Source organism: Cupriavidus sp. R6-3, assembly GCF_059772245.1.
In genome coordinates, this window is the sequence record NZ_JCBAJO010000114.1 from 1 (window position 1) to 15279 (window position 15279).

Below are 15279 nucleotides of genomic sequence, written 5' to 3' on the forward strand. Positions count from 1 at the left end.
CGGCGCTGCCGACTTCGGCCGCGCGCTGCGCATGCACGCTGCGGGAGCCGTCGGGCGTGGCGACGAAGGCGTCCAGTTGGAGGCGGCTGCCATCCCGGCTGCCATCCCCGCTGCTATTCCAATAAGCATGGGCGGCCAGCGGCACCTGGCAGGAGCCGCCGAGCCGGCGCGATACCGCGCGTTCGGCGCCGACCGCCAGCGCGGTGGGAACATGATTGAGCGGTGCCAGCCAGGCGGCCAGCTCGGGCCGATCCGAGCGGATCTCGATGCCAAGCGCGCCCTGCCCGGCCGCCGGCAGCGACGTCGCCGGGTCCAGCAGCGCGCGGATGCGGCCGGCCAGGCCCAGACGCTTCAGGCCGGCCGCGGCGAGAATGATCGCGCCGTAGTCGCCGCGATCGAGCTTGGCCAGCCGGGTATCGAGATTGCCCCGCAGCGGCTGCACCACCAGATGCGGGTAGCGGCTGCGCAGTGCGGCCTCGCGGCGCAGGCTCGAGGTGCCGACCACGGTCCCGGGCGGCATCTCGTCGAGCGAGGCGAAGCGCGTCGACACCAGCGCATCGCGCGGATCTTCACGCTCCATCACGGCGGCCAGCGCGAAGCCCTCTGGCAGCTCCATCGGCACGTCCTTCAGCGAATGCACCGCCAGGTCGGCCCGGCCCTCGGCCATCGCCACTTCCAGCTCCTTGACGAACAGGCCCTTGCCACCGACCTTGGAGAGGCTGCGGTCCAGAATCTGGTCGCCCCGGGTAGTCATACCCAGAATGGACACATCGCACGCGGGATAGTATTGTTGCAACGCAGCACGCACATGTTCGGCCTGCCACATGGCCAGTCGGCTCTCGCGTGACGCGATCACGAGCCTGCCCGGCGCGGCGGATGAGGATGCGGAAGGGACGGAAGCTTGCATGCCGCGAATGGTAGCACGCACCCCCTGCCGCTCCGGCCGCCGCCCCGGACGCTGGCGGCGTGGCGCCCGAAGGCCGCAGAGCCGGGGCGAAAGCGGGTCCGGAAGGCGATCGGAACGATCGGAAACACCAGCCACATCAGAACCAAACGCAGAGGAGATTGCATGACGCAGCCAGCTGCGCGCCCGGCCGGCCGCCGGATCCGCGCTGTCCGAGGCCGATCGGAAACCGCCGGGAGCGAGCCGAATCGGCCGGCCGAGGCCGCTACACCCGCCGCTTCGCCCGAGCACGTCGAGAATGCCGCTGACGCCGATCACCTGGCATCGGCTGGGTCGGCACCGCCCACCGCGCCCTCCACCGCCCGCTCCGCCCCCGCCCCTTCCGCGCGAACCGCTCGCCGCGCCGCCGCCAAACCGGCCTCCCACCTCGAAGTGGTGCCGGCCGCACCGGCCCGCAAGTCGGCCAACGACAAGGACCTGCCGCTGCGCGAGGACATCCGCTTCCTCGGCCGCCTGCTCGGCGACGTGCTGCGCGAGCAGGAAGGGGAGGCGGCCTTCCAGATCGTCGAAACCATCCGCCAGACCGCGGTGCGCTTTCGCCGCGAGAACGACCGCGCCGCCGCGGCCGAGCTCGACCGGCTGCTCAAGCGGCTGTCGCGCGACCAGACCAACCAGGTGGTGCGCGCCTTCAGCTATTTCTCGCATCTGGCCAATATCGCCGAGGATCAGCACCACAACCGCCGCCGGCGCGTCCATGCGCTGGCCGGCTCGCCGCCGCAGCCGGGCAGCATGGCCCGCGCGCTGCAGGCGATCGACGCCGCCGGGGTCACAGGCAAGCAGCTGCGCAAGTTCTTCGACGAGGCGCTGATCGTGCCGGTGCTGACCGCGCACCCGACCGAGGTCCAGCGCAAGAGCATCCTGGACGCCGAGCGCGAGATCGCCCGCCTGCTGGCCGAGCGCGACCTGCCAATGACGGCGCGCGAACTGGCGCACAACACCGCCCAGCTGCGCGCCAAGGTCACCACGCTGTGGCAGACCCGGATGCTGCGCAATACCCGGCTGATGGTGGTCGACGAGATCGAGAACGCGCTGTCGTACTACCGGACCACTTTCCTGCGCGGCATACCGCAGCTGATGACCGAGCTGGAGGAGGACATCGCCGCGGTCTACCCGGCCTCGCGCCGCGCCAAGGCCGAGCCCGGCCCGCTGCCGCCCTTCTTCCAGATGGGCTCGTGGATCGGCGGCGATCGCGACGGCAATCCCAACGTCACCGCCGACACGCTGGAGCACGCGGCCTGCCAGCAGGCGCTGCTGATCCTCGAGTGGTATCTGGACGAGGTCCACGCGCTGGGCGCCGAGCTGTCGATGTCGACGCTGATGGTCGAGGCCAGCCCCGCGCTGCTGGCGCTGGCCGAGGCGTCGCCCGACCGCTCCGAGCACCGCGCCGACGAGCCGTACCGGCGCGCGCTGATCGGCATCTACGCGCGGCTGGCCGCGACCTGCCATGCGCTGACCGGCCGCGCGGCGCCGCGCCATCCGGTCGCCGACGCCGAGCCCTACGCCAGCGCGGAGGCCTTCGCCGCCGACATCGAAGTCGTCATCGATTCGCTGCGCGAGCACCACGGCGAGGCGCTGGCGCGTGCCCGCATCGATGCGCTGCACCGCGCGATCGGCGTGTTCGGCTTCCATCTGGCGTCGATCGACATGCGCCAGGTGTCCGACGTGCACGAGGCCGTGATCGCCGAGCTGTTCGCGGCCGCGGGCGTCGAGGCGGACTACGCCGCGCTGCCGGAGGAGCGCAAGCTCGAGCTGCTGCTGGACGAGCTGCGCCAGCCGCGGCTGCTGACGCTGCCCTGGCATACCTATTCGGAACAAACCCGCAGCGAGCTGCGCGTGCTGACGACCGCGCGCGAGTTGCGGGCCCGCTACGGCGCCCGCGTGGCGCGCAACTACATCATCTCGCACACCGAGACGCTGTCGGACCTGGTCGAGGTCATGCTGCTGCAGAAGGAGACCGGCATGCTGCGCGGCACGCTGGGCAGCCGCAGCGATCCGGCGCGCATGGAACTGATGGTGATTCCGCTGTTCGAGACCATCGAGGACTTGCGCAACGCCAGCGGCATCATGCAGGCGCTGCTCGATCTGCCCGGCTTCGCCGCCGTGCTGGCGAACCAGGGCGGCGAGCAGGAGGTGATGCTCGGCTATTCGGACTCGAACAAGGACGGCGGCTTCCTGACCTCGAACTGGGAGCTGTACAAGGCCGAACTGGCGCTGGTGCAGCTGTTCGCGCAGCGCAAGATCAAGCTGCGGCTGTTCCACGGCCGCGGCGGCACGGTCGGACGCGGCGGCGGCCCGACCTACCAGGCCATCCTGTCGCAGCCGCCGGGCACGGTGAACGGCCAGATCCGGCTGACCGAGCAGGGCGAGATCATCAACAGCAAGTTCGCCAACGCCGAGATCGGGCGCCGCAACCTGGAAACGGTGATCGCCGCCACGCTGGAGGCGTCGCTGCTGCCGACGGCGAACGCGCCGAAAGACCTGGCGGCGTTCGAGAGCATCATGCAGAAGCTGTCGGACCGCGCCTTCGTCGCCTACCGGGACCTGGTCTACGAGACGCCGGGCTTCAAGGACTATTTCTTCGCGACCACGCCGATCACCGAGATCGCCGATCTGAACCTGGGTTCGCGCCCGGCCTCGCGCAAGCTGATGGACAAGAAGAACCGCCGCATCGAGGATCTGCGGGCGATTCCCTGGGGCTTCTCGTGGGGCCAGTGCCGCCTGCTGCTGCCGGGCTGGTTCGGCTTCGGCAGCGCCGTGCGCGCGCTGCTCGACGAGGCCGGTGACGACAAGGCCCGCAAGGCGTTGGTGGCGACGCTGCGACGCATGGTCAAGACGTGGCCGTTCTTCTCGACGCTGCTGTCCAACATGGACATGGTGCTGGCCAAGACAGACCTGGCGGTTGCCTCGCGCTACGCCCAGCTGTGCGAAGACGCGGCGCTGCGCAAGGCCGTGTTCAACCGGATCAGCACCGAGTGGCATCTGACCGGCGAGATGCTGGGACTGGTCACCGGCAAGCACGAGCGGCTGGCGGACAACCCGCTGCTGGCCCGCTCGATCAAGAACCGCTTCGCCTACCTGGACCCGCTGAACCACCTGCAGGTGGAACTGCTCAAGCGCTACCGGGCCGGCAAGGACGGCGACGACGTGCGCGTGCGGCGCGGCATCCATCTGACCATCAACGGGATTGCGGCGGGGCTGCGCAATACGGGTTGAGGGGCGGGGGCTGGAGGGTAGCCCGCTGCCCTCCAGCGCTGCCGTCAAGCCACGTGACGCGGCGCGGATGAATTCAGCGGCCGCACCGCCAGGCACAATCCCATCGCCTTCAGGATGGCAGTCAGGCTGCTGAGCGCCGGGTTTCCCTTTGGCGAGAGCGTGCGGTAAAGCTGGGTGGGATTGAGGTCGGCCTGCTCCGCTACCGCCTGCACGCCGCCGAACGCCTGCGCCAGTTGCCGCAGCACCGTCAGCAATTCGCCTTGGTCGCCATGTTCGAGAATGCCGTTGATGACATCGAGCGCGAGCGCCGGATCGCTGCGGTACAGCTCGGCCATCGCCTCGTCATGCGGTCTGCTTCTCATCGTCGCCTCGTTGTTGCCAGTCTTGCCAATAAGATACCGCTCGATCGATATCGCCCTGCTGAGTGCGCTTGTCGCCCCCGCATAGCAGCACCACGACGCGCTGTCCGTGCAACGCGTAGTACACCCGATAACCGGGCCCCACGTCGATGCGCAGCTCGCACACCCCTTCGCGGCAGTACCTGTAGTCGCCAAAATTGGCTTGCTCCATGCGAGCCACGCGACGAATCACCGCGACTTTGGCCTCGCGGTCGCGCAAGCGGCTCAGCCACTCCATGAAGAGATCCCGCTGTCCGTCGGCCGTGACATAGTGTTCGATCAAGTAGCGGGTCATTTTCGTTTAAAGACGAATTGGGGTCAACCGAATTTTCGGAGGGAAAGGGACGCCTTAAGTCTCGTTGCGGCCGCATGTCGTGGTCGCCATGTCTCGGCGGCTGGGCCTTCGGTGGCGGCGTGCTGCCGCGTTGGAATGGACGCTCGAGCGTAGGCTCGGCGGCACGGTGAAAGTGTTCCCGTCCGTCAACGGTGCCCGGCAACGATATAATTGCCGCTTTTCCTATCCTCCTTTCCGTTGCCCGGCACGCCTCGGTGCGTGGGCACTGTCCAGTTCCCTACCGCCATGACCTCCCAACTTGCCAAGAAAGGCGAAGCCTGGTCCGCCCGCTTCTCCGAACCGATGTCCGACCTGGTGAAGCGCTACACCGCTTCGGTGTTCTTCGACAAGCGCCTCGCGCTGTTCGATATCCAGGGCTCGCTGGCGCATGCGGCGATGCTGGCCCGGCAGGGCATCATCAGCGACGCCGACCGCGCCGAGATCGAGCGCGGCATGGCGCAGATCCGCGGCGAAATCGAGGCCGGCAGCTTCGAATGGAAGCTGGACCTGGAAGACGTCCACCTGAATATCGAGGCGCGGCTGACCGCGCTGGTCGGCGATGCCGGCAAGCGGCTGCATACCGGCCGCTCGCGCAACGACCAGGTGGCCACCGACATCCGCCTGTGGCTGCGCAGCGAGATCGACAACATCGTCGGCCTGCTGGGCGATCTGCGCCACGCGCTGCTCGATCTGGCCGAGCAGCACGCCGACACGATCCTGCCGGGCTTCACGCACCTGCAGGTCGCGCAGCCGGTGACCTTCGGCCACCATCTGCTGGCCTACGTCGAGATGTTCACCCGCGATGCCGAGCGGATGCAGGACGCCCGCAAGCGCGTCAACCGCCTGCCGCTGGGCGCGGCCGCGCTGGCCGGCACCAGCTATCCGATCGACCGGGAATTCGTGGCGCAGCAGTTGGGCTTCGACGGCGTGTGCCGCAATTCGCTGGACGCGGTGTCCGACCGGGACTTTGCCATCGAGTTCTGCGCGGCCTCGGCACTGGTGATGACCCACGTGTCGCGCTTCTCGGAAGAGCTGGTGCTGTGGATGAGCCCGCGCGTCGGCTTCATCGATATCGCCGACCGCTTCTGCACCGGCAGCTCGATCATGCCGCAGAAGAAAAACCCGGACGTGCCCGAGCTGGCGCGCGGCAAGACCGGCCGCGTCAACGGCCACCTGATCGGCCTGCTGACGCTGATGAAGGGCCAGCCGCTGGCGTACAACAAGGACAACCAGGAAGACAAGGAGCCGCTGTTCGACACGGTCGATACCGTGGTCGACACGCTGCGCATCTTCGCGGACATGGTGCCGGGCATCACGGTCAAGCCGGAGGCGATGCGCGCCGCCGCGCTGCAGGGCTATGCGACCGCGACCGACCTGGCCGACTACCTGGTCAAGAAGGGCCTGCCGTTCCGTGACGCCCACGAGGCGGTCGCCCACGCCGTGCGCGCCTGCGACGCGCGCCAGTGCGATCTGGCCGACCTGACCGTGGCGGAGCTGCGCGAGGCCACCGGCCTGGGCGACAAGGCCGCCCTGATCGGCGACGATGTCCACGGCGTGCTGACCCTGGAAGGCTCGGTCGCCGCCCGCAACCATATCGGCGGCACCGCGCCGGACCAGGTGCGCGCCGCGATCGCGGCCGCGCGCAAGGCCGGCTGATCGATGACTTGGCTGATCGGCGGATCTGCCGATTCGCAGACCTGTTGATCCGCTGAGCTGACGATTTGCTGATTTGCTGATTTGCTGATTTGCTGATTTGCTGATTTGCGGATCGGCTGCCGGTCCGCCGCGCACCACGGCGTCCCCGTTTCCCGCGGGGACGCTCCCCACCTTGGTGGGGAATCTCCCTCTCCCGCCTCTCCCCGCCTCTCCCTCCACCCGCCCTGTTCTGGTGCGGACTACGCAGACAACCACGCAGACAAAGTGACGAATTGGGGATTAACCCTAGCGATTTGCCGTGGGGTTCAACCGTAAACTGACGCGCCACCCCGGTTTTTCCCCATCCCTAGGACGTTCACATGTCTCTCCTCATGAGGATCTCACGGCTTATCGACGCCGTGAACGATGTCATCGGGAGGTGGGCGAAATGGCTGATCCTGCTGGCCGTACTGGTCTGCGCGGGCAACGCCATCATTCGCTACACCTTCAGCATCAGCTCCAACGCCTGGCTCGAAATGCAGTGGTACATGTTCGCCGCCGTGTTCCTGCTCGGCGCGCCGTACGCCCTGCGCAAGGACGAGCATGTGCGCATCGACGTGGTCGCCGGACGCTTCTCCGAGCGGACCCAGGTCTGGATCGACATCTTCGGCATCCTGCTGTTCCTGCTGCCGATCTCGCTGATCATCCTGTGGCTGTCGATCCCCTACTTCTGGCTGTCCTTCGTCGGCCATGAAATGTCGGGCAATGCCGGCGGCCTGATCCGCTGGCCGGCCAAGTTCCTGATCGTCGCCGGCTTCTTCCTGCTGATCCTGCAGGGCCTGTCCGAGCTGATCAAGCGCTTCGCCTACCTGAGGGGGGAACTGCCGTTCGAAGCCTTCCGCAAGCACGGCCACAGCCCCGCGGAAAACGCCGCCGCGCTGGCCGATGGCGGCCGCTCCGGTCCCCCGGCAACCCCGTAAGCGAGGCGCGCAATGACGCAATTCCTGATCGACAACATGGCGCCGATCATGTTCGGCTCCCTGGTGGTCTTCCTGCTGTCGGGCTTTCCGATCGCCTTCGCGCTGGCGGCCAATGGGCTGCTGTTCGCCTTCATCGGCATCGAGCTGGGCCTGCTGGCGCCCGAACTGCTGCAGGCGCTGCCGAGCCGGCTGTTCGGCATCATCGAGAACGACACGCTGCTGGCGATCCCGTTCTTCACCTTCATGGGGCTGATATTGGAGCGATCCGGCATGGCCGAGGATCTGCTCGATACCATCGGCCAGCTGTTCGGCCCGATCCGCGGCGGCCTGGCCTATGCCGTGATCTTCGTCGGCGCGCTGCTGGCGGCGACCACCGGCGTGGTGGCGGCCTCGGTGATCTCGATGGGGCTGATCTCGCTGCCCCTGATGCTCAAGTACAACTACGACAAGCGGCTGGCGACCGGCGTGATCGCCGCGTCGGGCACGCTGGCGCAGATCATCCCGCCCTCGCTGGTGCTGATCGTGCTGGCCGACCAGCTGGGCCGTTCCGTCGGCGACATGTACAAGGGCGCCTTCGTGCCCGGCATGGTGCTGACCGGCCTGTACATGCTGTACGTGCTGCTGATGACGCTGGTCAAGCCGGCCTCGGCGCCAGCCCTGCCGCTGGAGGCGCGCACCTTCCGCGAGCCCAGCGGCAAGAGCGGCTCGACCTCGGTGCTGGTGCTCACCGCGCTGGCCGTGGTGGTCGGCGTGGTGGTCGACCTGAACTACAACCCCGGCGGACCGCTGGACGAGCGGCTGGTGGTGTCGATCGGCGCGGCGATCTCGTTCGCCTTTGTGCTGGCGGTGATCAACCGCGTGCTCAAGCTCAATCTGCTGTCGCAGATGGCCGAGAAGGTGACCTTCGTGCTGATCCCGCCGCTGGCGCTGATCTTCCTGGTGCTGGGCACGATCTTCATCGGCGTGGCCACGCCGACGGAAGGCGGCGGCATGGGCGCCCTCGGTGCGCTGGTGCTGGCGCTGATCAAGGGCCGGCTGAACCTGGGCCTGACCAGGCAGGCGATGGAATCGACGCTGAAGCTGTCGGCCTTCGTGATCTTCATCCTGATCGGCGCCCGGGTGTTCTCGCTGACGTTCTACGGCGTCGACGGCCACCTGTGGGTCGAGCATCTGCTGACGGCGCTGCCCGGCGGCCAGACCGGCTTCCTGATCGCGGTCAACATCCTGTTCTTCCTGCTGGCCTTCTTCCTGGACTTCTTCGAGCTGGCCTTCATCCTGGTGCCGCTGGTCGGCCCGGTGGCGGACAAGCTGGGCATCGACCTGATCTGGTTCGGCGTGCTGCTGGCGGTCAACATGCAGACCTCGTTCATGCACCCGCCGTTCGGCTTCTCGCTGTTCTACCTGCGCTCGGTCGCGCCGCGCTCGGTCAAGACCTCGGACATCTACTGGGGCTCGGTGCCCTTCGTGGTGATCCAGCTGATCATGGTGGCGCTGATCATCATCTTCCCGGGCCTGGTCACCACGGACAAGGCGAAGGCGCAGGACCGCAGCATCACCCGCAGCCTGGACATCGACCTGGGCAAGCCCTCGCAGCCGGCACCGGGCGGCCCCGCTCCTTCCGGGCCGTCGGAGGCGCCCGAGGCGCCGACGCTGCCCGGCGGCGCGCAGCTCGAGACGCCAGGCGCGCCGGCCCAGTCGAACGACAGCGGCCCGGCGGCACCGGTGTTCGAGTTCGAGAAGAAGTAGTTGGAGCCGGGATCGTTCGAGCCGAAATCTCTCAAGTCGAAACGCCCGAACGACGGCACCAGGAAAAAACGGCCGGCATCTACATGCCGGCCGTTTTTCTTTACCGCCCCGCCGCCGTCAAGCCGTCAAGCCGTCTGCTTCACGCAATCGACGAAATACACGCGCTTGCCGTCGATCTCCTCGGCCACCAGGCCGTGGATATCGGTCTCGAAGCCCGGGAACAGCTGGTTGAACTCGCGGGCGAACTTCAGGTACTGGACGATGGTCCGGTTGAAACGCTCGCCCGGGATCAGCAGCGGAATGCCCGGCGGGTACGGCGTCAGCAGGATCGCGGTGACGCGGCCCTCCAGATCGTCGACCGGCACCCGCTCGATCTCGCGGTGCGCCATCATCGCCCAGGCGTCCGACGGCTTCATCGCCGGCTCCATGTCCGACAGATACATCTCGGTGGTCACGCGCGCGACGTCGTTGGCCTTGTAGACGCTGTGGATGGCATCGCACAGGTCGCGCAGGCCCATCCGCTCGTACTGCGGGAAGCGCGCGACGAACTCCGGCAGCACGCGCCACAGCGGCTGGTTCTGGTCGTAGTCGTCCTTGAACTGCTGCAGCTCGGTCACCAGCGAGTTCCAGCGGCCCTTGGTGATGCCGATCGTGAACATGATGAAGAACGAGTACAGCCCGGTCTTCTCGATGATGATGCCGTGCTCGGCCAGGTACTTGGTGACGATCGCGGCCGGAATGCCGCGCTCGCTGAACTCACCATCGACATCGAGCCCGGGCGTGATGATCGTCGCCTTGATCGGGTCCAGCAGGTTGAAGCCGTCGGCGAGGTCGCCGAAGCCGTGCCAGCGGTCGTTGGCCTTCAGCATCCAGTCCTCGCGGTCGCCGATGCCGTCCTCGTTCAGATCTTCCGGACCCCAGACCTTGAACCACCAGTCGCCGTTGTTGCCGGCGTCGTAGTCCCCCTCGACCTTGCGCATCGCGCGGCGGAAGTCCAGCGCCTCCTGGATGCTCTCCTCGACCAGCGCGGTGCCGCCCGGCGCTTCCATCATCGCCGCGGCCACATCGCACGAGGCGATGATCGAATACTGCGGGCTGGTCGACGTATGCATCAGGTATGCCTCGTTGAAGCGGTACCGGTCGAGCTTGCGCGTCTCCGAGTCCTGCACGAGGATCTGCGAGGCCTGCGACAGGCCCGCCAGCAGCTTGTGGGTCGACTGCGTGGCGAACACCAGCGCGTCCTTGCTGCGCGGACGATCGCGCCCGATCGCGTGCATGTTGCGATAGAAATCGTGGAACGCCGCGTGCGGCAGCCAGGCCTCGTCGAAATGCAGCGTGTCGATCTCGGCCGCCAGCATCTCCTTGATCTGCTCGGCGTTGTAGAGCACGCCGTCGTAGGTACCCTGCGTGATCGTCAGGATGCGCGGCTTCTGGTTCTTTGCCTGGCTGGCGAACGGATGCGCGGCGATCTTCTTGCGGATGGTCTCCGGGTCGAATTCGCTCTTCGGAATCGGACCGATGATGCCGTAGTGGTTGCGCGTCGGCATCAGGAACACCGGAATCGCGCCGGTCATCATGATCGCGTGCAGGATCGACTTGTGGCAGTTGCGGTCGACCACCACGATGTCGCCGGGCGCCACGTTGGCGTGCCACACCATCTTGTTCGACGTCGAGGTGCCGTTGGTGACGAAGAACATGTGGTCGGAGTTGAAGATCCGCGCGGCATTGCGCTCGGACGCCGCCACCGGTCCGGTGTGGTCCAGCAGCTGGCCCAGCTCGTCGACCGCGTTGCAGACGTCGGCGCGCAGCATGTTCTCGCCGAAGAACTGGTGGAACACCTGGCCGACCGGGCTCTTCAGGAAGGCGACGCCGCCCGAGTGGCCCGGGCAGTGCCACGAGTACGAACTGTCCTGCGCGTAGTCGATCAGCGCCTTGAAGAACGGCGGCGCCAGCGATTCGAGGTAGACCTTGGCTTCGCGGATGATATGCCGGGCCACGAACTCGGGCGTGTCCTCGAACATGTGGATGAAGCCGTGCAGCTCGCGCAGGATGTCGTTCGGGATATGGCGCGAGGTACGGGTCTCGCCGTACAGGAAGATCGGCAGGTTGGCATTGCGCCGGCGCACCTCGGTGACGAAGGCGCGCAGCTTCTCGATCGCCGCCGCTTCCGGCTCGTCGGTGCCGCTGGCGAACTCGTCGTCGTCGATCGACACGATGAAGGTCGAGGCGCGGCTGGACTGCTGCGCGAACGAGGTCAGGTCGCCATAGCTGGTCAGGCCCATCACCTCCATGCCCTCTGCCTCGATGGCCTGGGCCAGCGCACGGATGCCCGAGCCGGAGATGTTCTCGGAGCGGAAGTCTTCATCGATGATGATGACGGGGAAGCGGAATTTCATCGGGCGTCCTCGCGGAAAGGAGAGAGAGGCAAAAGGACTTGAGCCACATGGCCGCGTTCAGGCGCGCGGCGGCATGTGGCTCGGAGATTCATGCGGAGCGGTCGGGCCGCTCCGTCGGTCGTCGGCAATCGGGGTGTGGTGCGTTCCCGGGGCCATTGGCCCGCATTGTAGGGCAATCAGGTTTTCGGCAGCGTGACACCGTGCTGGCCCTGGTATTTGCCGCCACGGTCGCGGTACGAGGTCTCGCAGACCTCGTCGCTCTCGAAGAACAGCACCTGCGCGCAGCCCTCGCCGGCGTAGATCTTCGCGGGCAGCGGCGTGGTGTTCGAGAATTCCAGCGTCACGTAGCCCTCCCACTCGGGCTCGAACGGCGTCACGTTGACGATGATGCCGCAGCGCGCATAGGTGCTCTTGCCCAGGCAGATCGTCAGCACGCTGCGCGGGATGCGGAAATACTCGACGGTGCGGGCCAGCGCGAACGAGTTCGGCGGGATGATGCAGACATCGCCCTTGAAGTCGACGAACGACTTTTCGTCGAAGTTCTTCGGGTCGACGATGGTGCTGTTGATGTTGGTGAAGATCTTGAATTCGTCGGCGCAGCGGATGTCGTAGCCGTAGCTGGAGGTGCCATAGGAGACGATCTTGCGGCCATCCATTTCCCTGACCTGGCCCGGCTCGAACGGCTCGATCATGCCATGCTGCTCCGCCATGCGGCGGATCCACTTGTCGGATTTGATGCTCATAAGGTAGCGGTAAACGGGGGAAGCGCCGCGAAGTGGAACGCCGCAACGGGCGGCATGGCGCGCAATGGGCCGCATTGTACAACCAAAGCGCGGCCGGCCCGGCAAGGCAGGCCGGGGTATCGAAGGGCAAGCCGGAAGGACAGCGGACGCGAGAGCGGAAGGGAGCGCGCGAGGAGAGCGGCCTTACGCCACCGCGGCCTGCGGCTCGCTGTGGCGGAAGCGCTGGCGGCCCGTATAGAGCAGGAAATGCTTGCCGGTGCAGCGCGCGAACAGCGTCATGTTGACGCGCTTGGCCATCTGGTAGCCCATCTGCGTGACACCCGAGCGCGACAGCAGGAACGGGATGCCCATCTGCGCGCCCTTGATGACCATCTCCGAGGTCAGGCGGCCGGTGGTGTAGAACACCTTGTCGGCGCCGTCCATTCCCTCCAGCCACATCCGTCCGGCGATCGCGTCCACCGCGTTGTGGCGGCCCACGTCCTCGATGAACATCAGCAGCTCGCGCCCCTGGAACAGCGCGCAGCCGTGCACCGAGCCGGCCTGCTTGTAGACCGACTGCTGCAGCCGGATCGTGTCGATGATGCTGTAGAGGGTCTGCTGGTCCAGCACTGCGTCGTCGGGCAGCCGGATCTGGTCGACCTCGTCGAGAAGCGAGCCGAATACCGTGCCCTGGCCGCAGCCGGTGGTGACGATCTTGCGCGCGGTGCGCTCCTCGATCCGGTCGACCCCGCCGCGCGTGGTCACCGCGGCCGACTCGGTTTCCCAGTCGACCTGGATCGCGGCGATGTCCTCGATCGATTCGACCAGCCGCTGGTTGCGCAGATAGCCCAGCACCAGCGCCTCCGGGGCGCCGCCCAGCGTCATCAGCGTGACCAGCTCGCGCTTGTCCAGATAGACCGTCAGCGGCCGCTCGCCCGGCAGGAAGGCGGAGCGCACGCGGCCCTGCTCGTCGACCACCTCGACCTCCTCGATCAGCGGGACGGCGGCTTGGCTCAGTTCGGGACGCAGGGACATGGGTACGGGGAAATCGAAAACATCGAGGCGGGACCGGCGCCTGGCTGGCCCGCGTGGTGAGCCACGGCGGACCACGGCGCCGGCCGCGCCGGTCAGGTCAGGTCAGGTCAGGTCAGTCAGGACTTGACCACCACGCCGCAGGCGATGCGGCCGCCCGAATTGCCGGTGGGCTGGGTCTTGTAGTCGTCGGGGTCCTTGTGCACGACCACGGCACGGCCGACGATGCTGTTGGGGCCGGGCGCGACGGTCATGCTGGTCAGCTGGAAGCTTGCCCGCGCGCGGCCGTTGGCGTCGGCGGTCAGGTTCGGCATGTCGCCGACATGGTGGTCCGACGTATTGACGGAGCCGTGCGGCTTCCCGGTCGGGTTGAAATGGCCGCCGGCGCTCATCGCGTCGGGGGCCGAGCAGTCGCCCTTCTCGTGGACGTGGAAGCCATGCACCGAATTCGGCGGCAGGCCGGTCACGTCCGCCAGCACCATCACATGATCGCCATGCTGGGTGAAGGTGACGGTGCCCTGGGTATTGGTGCCGCTCTTGGCGGTCAGCGGGGCAACCGCGCGTTCCGCCGTCGCTCCGCCGCCCATCTTGTGTCCCAGATGCTCCATCTGCGAACACGCTGCCAACGCAGCGCTTGCCACCAGACCGAAAAGAATACGCTTCATGCCGAACCTCCTGTCACGGTGATGTCGAGCATGCATTGTAGCGCTCATCCCGGCCCTTTCCCCGACAACGCCGGTACGGCAGCGCTTACGCCTCGCCGGGCGCGGGCCGCCGTTCCGGCTGGCGGCGCGAAGGCGTGGAACGCTGCGCCGGGATCTTGCCCGAGCGGACGTCGTCGTACCAGTGCTCGTGGTGCTCCTTCGCCCAGGCCTCGTCGACATAGCCGTCGCGCATCGCGCGGTAGGCGCCTTCCATGCCGATCGTGCCCATGTAGATATGGCCGAACGCCATCGCCATCATCACGATCGCGGCGATCGAGTGGACGATATGGGCCAGCTGCATCGTGGTGCGGTAGTAGTCCAGGCCCGGCACGATCTTGTCGAGCACGAAGCCCGAGGCCGAGATCAGCAGCCCAAGGAAGAACACGCCGACCCAGAACCAGCCCTTCTCGCCGGCATTGAAGCGGCCGCTCGGCACATGCTTGCCGCTGGCGATGCCGCCCAGGCTGGTCAGCCAGCGGATGTCGTCGCGCGACGGCAGGTTGTCGCGCACGAAGATCACGAAGCCGACGATCAGCGACAGCGTGAAGACCGGTCCGACGATGTTGTGGACGTTCTTCAGCAGATAGGTCAGCCAGCCGAACAGCGTATGGCCCATGATCGGCAGCAGGAAATGCTTGCCGAACAGCATCACGATGCCCGACACCGCCAGCACCACGAAGGCGATCGCCATGGTCCAGTGGACGATGCGCTCCAGCGGCGTGAAGCGCTCGATCATGCGGCCCGTCGGCGCCGACTTCAGCGGAATGGTGCCGCGCCAGACGAAGAAGGCCAGGATCACGGCCGGCACCAGCACCAGCAGCCAGCCGCCCCAGACCGTGATCACGCCATTGCGCAACAGCCGCCATTCCTGGCCGGTACGCAGGATCAGCACGCCGGCTTCCTTGTCGGGCAGGCTGCTGTAGTGGCGCTGGTCCGAATTGATCTCGCGCCAGACCGGGGCGTTGTTGCCCGGCTGCGTGCGCGTGCGGCTCTGCTGCTCGCGCGCCTCGGCGGCGATGTCGCGCTCGGGCACGTCGAAAATGTTCTGCGAGGCGATGCCCGAGAACGGCTGCTGCGGATGCAGCGCCGGGTTGTTGGTGTCGGCATCGCCCGGCGCCGGCGTCGCGGCCGGGCTCTGGCCCTGCGCCGCTGCCT

The 15279-nt window shown here is 67.1% G+C and carries 12 protein-coding genes; 4 read left to right on the forward strand and 8 right to left on the reverse strand.

Annotated features, from left to right (window positions below):
• Nucleotides 1–907: hydroxymethylbilane synthase (gene hemC, locus AC6EI8_RS16710; RefSeq protein ID WP_498382421.1), on the reverse strand; the 907-nt coding region annotated here is incomplete at its 3' end.
• A 162-nt stretch (nucleotides 908–1069) separates the two neighbouring features.
• Between hemC and ppc the strand changes: the two genes are divergently transcribed.
• Complete coding sequence (ppc, locus tag AC6EI8_RS16715; RefSeq protein WP_498382422.1) at nucleotides 1070–4177, forward strand: phosphoenolpyruvate carboxylase; 3108 nt, start codon at nucleotides 1070–1072, stop codon at nucleotides 4175–4177.
• A gap of 44 nt (nucleotides 4178–4221) precedes the next feature.
• Here the strand turns inward: ppc and AC6EI8_RS16720 are convergent, their stop codons facing one another.
• Complete coding sequence (locus tag AC6EI8_RS16720) at nucleotides 4222–4539, reverse strand: helix-turn-helix domain-containing transcriptional regulator (protein WP_149317732.1); 318 nt, start codon at nucleotides 4537–4539, stop codon at nucleotides 4222–4224.
• Complete coding sequence (locus AC6EI8_RS16725; RefSeq protein WP_150084390.1) at nucleotides 4520–4870, reverse strand: type II toxin-antitoxin system RelE/ParE family toxin; 351 nt, start codon at nucleotides 4868–4870, stop codon at nucleotides 4520–4522. Before AC6EI8_RS16725 ends, AC6EI8_RS16720 begins: the two co-directional genes overlap by 20 nt.
• A gap of 285 nt (nucleotides 4871–5155) precedes the next feature.
• On the opposite strand from AC6EI8_RS16725, the gene argH reads away from it, so the two are divergent.
• From argH to AC6EI8_RS16740, 3 genes are all read left to right on the forward strand, one after another.
• A complete protein-coding gene (argH, locus tag AC6EI8_RS16730) occupies nucleotides 5156–6565 on the forward strand; it encodes an argininosuccinate lyase (protein WP_149317730.1) in 1410 nt (469 codons plus the stop codon).
• 359 nt (nucleotides 6566–6924) lie between these two features.
• Nucleotides 6925–7524, forward strand: a complete 600-nt coding sequence (locus tag AC6EI8_RS16735; RefSeq protein WP_149317729.1) for a TRAP transporter small permease subunit — start codon at nucleotides 6925–6927, stop codon at nucleotides 7522–7524.
• A 12-nt stretch (nucleotides 7525–7536) separates the two neighbouring features.
• The gene (locus AC6EI8_RS16740; protein ID WP_149317728.1) at nucleotides 7537–9270 is read left to right on the forward strand and encodes a TRAP transporter large permease; all 1734 of its coding nucleotides are present in this window, start codon (nucleotides 7537–7539) and stop codon (nucleotides 9268–9270) included.
• A 125-nt stretch (nucleotides 9271–9395) separates the two neighbouring features.
• On the opposite strand, the gene AC6EI8_RS16745 is transcribed toward AC6EI8_RS16740, so the two are convergent.
• The 5 genes from AC6EI8_RS16745 to AC6EI8_RS16765 form a co-directional block, all read right to left on the reverse strand.
• Entirely contained in the window at nucleotides 9396–11666 is a 2271-nt protein-coding gene (locus AC6EI8_RS16745) for an arginine/lysine/ornithine decarboxylase (RefSeq protein WP_149317727.1), read from the reverse strand.
• A 176-nt stretch (nucleotides 11667–11842) separates the two neighbouring features.
• The gene (gene dcd, locus AC6EI8_RS16750) at nucleotides 11843–12409 is read right to left on the reverse strand and encodes a dCTP deaminase (RefSeq protein ID WP_053821151.1); all 567 of its coding nucleotides are present in this window, start codon (nucleotides 12407–12409) and stop codon (nucleotides 11843–11845) included.
• A 183-nt stretch (nucleotides 12410–12592) separates the two neighbouring features.
• The gene (locus tag AC6EI8_RS16755; RefSeq protein WP_498382424.1) at nucleotides 12593–13423 is read right to left on the reverse strand and encodes a formate dehydrogenase accessory sulfurtransferase FdhD; all 831 of its coding nucleotides are present in this window, start codon (nucleotides 13421–13423) and stop codon (nucleotides 12593–12595) included.
• 116 nt (nucleotides 13424–13539) lie between these two features.
• Nucleotides 13540–14085 (reverse strand): superoxide dismutase family protein, encoded by a 546-nt coding sequence (locus AC6EI8_RS16760; RefSeq protein WP_149317725.1) that lies wholly within the window; start codon nucleotides 14083–14085, stop codon nucleotides 13540–13542.
• A gap of 85 nt (nucleotides 14086–14170) precedes the next feature.
• Nucleotides 14171–15279 (reverse strand): formate dehydrogenase subunit gamma (locus tag AC6EI8_RS16765; protein WP_498382425.1); only part of this gene is annotated, 1109 nt, incomplete at its 5' end.

Bases quoted from the DNA above. Each gene is read 5' to 3' on its own strand.
- ppc (WP_498382422.1), top strand. From the start codon at position 1,070: ATGACGCAGCCAGCTGCGCGCCCGGCCGGCCGCCGGATCCGCGCTGTC.
- AC6EI8_RS16720 (WP_149317732.1), bottom strand. From the start codon at position 4,539: ATGAGAAGCAGACCGCATGACGAGGCGATGGCCGAGCTGTACCGCAGC.
- AC6EI8_RS16725 (WP_150084390.1), bottom strand. From the start codon at position 4,870: ATGACCCGCTACTTGATCGAACACTATGTCACGGCCGACGGACAGCGG.
- argH (WP_149317730.1), top strand. From the start codon at position 5,156: ATGACCTCCCAACTTGCCAAGAAAGGCGAAGCCTGGTCCGCCCGCTTC.
- AC6EI8_RS16735 (WP_149317729.1), top strand. From the start codon at position 6,925: ATGTCTCTCCTCATGAGGATCTCACGGCTTATCGACGCCGTGAACGAT.
- AC6EI8_RS16740 (WP_149317728.1), top strand. From the start codon at position 7,537: ATGACGCAATTCCTGATCGACAACATGGCGCCGATCATGTTCGGCTCC.
- AC6EI8_RS16745 (WP_149317727.1), bottom strand. From the start codon at position 11,666: ATGAAATTCCGCTTCCCCGTCATCATCATCGATGAAGACTTCCGCTCC.
- dcd (WP_053821151.1), bottom strand. From the start codon at position 12,409: ATGAGCATCAAATCCGACAAGTGGATCCGCCGCATGGCGGAGCAGCAT.
- AC6EI8_RS16755 (WP_498382424.1), bottom strand. From the start codon at position 13,423: ATGTCCCTGCGTCCCGAACTGAGCCAAGCCGCCGTCCCGCTGATCGAG.
- AC6EI8_RS16760 (WP_149317725.1), bottom strand. From the start codon at position 14,085: ATGAAGCGTATTCTTTTCGGTCTGGTGGCAAGCGCTGCGTTGGCAGCG.